The sequence below is a fragment of the Variovorax sp. P4_D9 genome (genome assembly GCF_056401695.1).
This window is the reverse complement of sequence record NZ_JBFUIU010001299.1, coordinates 1-1,774: the sequence shown is the minus strand read 5'-3', so window position 1 is coordinate 1,774 and position 1,774 is coordinate 1. Positions and strand designations below refer to the sequence as shown.

The following is a 1,774-nucleotide window of genomic DNA, read 5'->3' as shown; positions in this document are numbered from 1 at the left end:
CGAGGGCTCGCGCGGAGTTGTAGGCCCCCTCTAGGGTTCGACGGGGTAGCGACTGGTCGGCAGCATGCCGAGCAAACCGGGAGCTACCCCATGTCGACTGTTCCGAACTCCACTGCTGCGCGCAAGCGCTGAGAGCCATGGACGCGCACACCCAAATCCAAGCGCCGATCGTCAAGAGCGCGACCGCCATCGTCGCCGCAGTCGGCGCCAACACGGAAGCGGCCGGCGAAGTCGCTTCGTCCATTGTTCACGCGATCGCACCGTCCACCGACCCTCTGTGGTACTGGTTTATCGTCAGCCTGCCGTGGGACAAGATCGCGTCCTTCGTGGCCGCGGTCTACACCATGATGCTGGCCAGCGAATGGCTCTTCAAGCGAGTGTGGCGCGCATGGCTGCGCCCGCTGGCCGTGCGCCGCGGCTGGGTCCAAGGCGAGCCGACCTACACGCGCAGCGAGTGGGCGGCGCTCGCCAAGGACGACTGACATGCGCCGCGTTCGCATCGCAGTCGTCGCCCTGGCGGTTTCGGCCACCGGCTTCGCCACCTGGCAGACCTCGGAGGGCTTCACCGCCTCGCCCGTGATCCCGACCCAGGGTGACGTGCCCACGATCGGCCACGGCTCCACCAAGTACGAGAACGGCCAGCCCGTGACGATGACAGACCCGCCCATCACCCGGGCGCGCGCCGCGGTGCTGGCCCGCAACCTCATGAGCCAGGACGAAAAGCAGTTCCAGGCCAGCCTGCCGGGCGCCGAGCTCTACCCGGAGGAATTCGACCTCTACATGGACTTCGTCGGGGAGTACGGGATCGGGAATTGGCGCAAGTCGACCATGCGCCGCGAGATCCTCGCTGGCAACTACATGGCCGCGTGCGATGCGCTGCTTCTCTACAAGATCTCGGCAGGCTTCGATTGCTCGAAGCCCGGCAACAAGGTCTGCACCGGTGTGTGGACTCGCCAGCTCGAGCGCCACAGGAAGTGCAAGGCGCTGCAATGAACCCGATCACGGTGCTGCTGGCGATCAGCGTTGCGTTGAACGGGCTGCTGGGCTGGGCCTGGCTCGATGCGCATGACGAGCTCTCGGTGGTTGCAAAGGACCGCGATGCGGCCCGGGGCGATGCGTCGGCTTGCAGCGATGCGGTGAACGATCTGCGGGAGCTGGCGGACAAGCGAACCGTCGAGGCGAAGGTGGCTCAGGCGGCGGCTCGAGCTGCGGCGCAGAAGCACGGGGAGAAGGCGCTGAAGATCCTGAGTGCTCCGCCGGCACTTCCCGGCGACGACTGTGGCAGCGCACGAGTGAGGGTTGATGCCTGGGTGCGCGAAAGGCGGGCACCATGATGCGAGTGATTCTTGCGGGCCTCGTGCTGGCGATCGTCGGTTGCGGGGCGCCGGTGACGCGCCGAGTGAGCGTGCCTGTGCCGGTTGCGTGCGACGTGCAGACGCCAGTCCGGCCGACAATGCCGACCGACGTCAAGGCGCCTGGCGTCCCCCTGGACGAGTTCGTGGCGGCAGCGATGGCCGAGATTGCGCTGCGCGAGGGCTACGAGACGGAGTTGCTCACTGCGCTCGAAGAGTGCAAGAAGCCGGTCGCACGGTAGGCAGGATCTGTCAGATTCACCAGATCAGCTCCGTCGATGACCTGGCCCAACTGCCCGACCGGCGATAGCCGAAAAAAGCCTCTGTATGTCCGTGTCGGACCGGAACGGTCTGAAGCTCTCAGATGTCCGCTTGGCTGCCGAGCGGAATACCCCAACGCAACAGCCACCACCTCAACTTGG

Annotated in this window: 4 protein-coding genes; all 4 read left to right on the top strand. The window is 66.2% G+C overall.

Features of this window, described 5'->3' with window-relative positions; genetic code table 11:
- Positions 1-137: 137 nt before the first annotated feature.
- From AC1DY5_RS54200 to AC1DY5_RS54185, 4 genes are read left to right on the top strand one after another with little or no spacing between them, the layout of a single operon-like run.
- Positions 138-482, top strand: a complete 345-nt coding sequence (locus AC1DY5_RS54200) for a hypothetical protein (protein WP_478122452.1) — start codon at positions 138-140, stop codon at positions 480-482.
- 1 nt (position 483) lies between these two features.
- Positions 484-993, top strand: a complete 510-nt coding sequence (locus AC1DY5_RS54195) for a glycoside hydrolase family protein (protein ID WP_478122451.1) — start codon at positions 484-486, stop codon at positions 991-993.
- A gap of 11 nt (positions 994-1,004) precedes the next feature.
- Positions 1,005-1,334, top strand: coding sequence for a hypothetical protein (locus AC1DY5_RS54190; protein ID WP_478122450.1), 330 nt, complete (start codon positions 1,005-1,007; stop codon positions 1,332-1,334).
- Positions 1,331-1,594: a hypothetical protein gene (locus AC1DY5_RS54185; RefSeq protein WP_478122449.1), complete on the top strand. Its 264-nt coding sequence runs from the start codon at positions 1,331-1,333 to the stop codon at positions 1,592-1,594. Before AC1DY5_RS54190 ends, AC1DY5_RS54185 begins: the two co-directional genes overlap by 4 nt.
- Positions 1,595-1,774 lie beyond the last annotated feature (180 nt).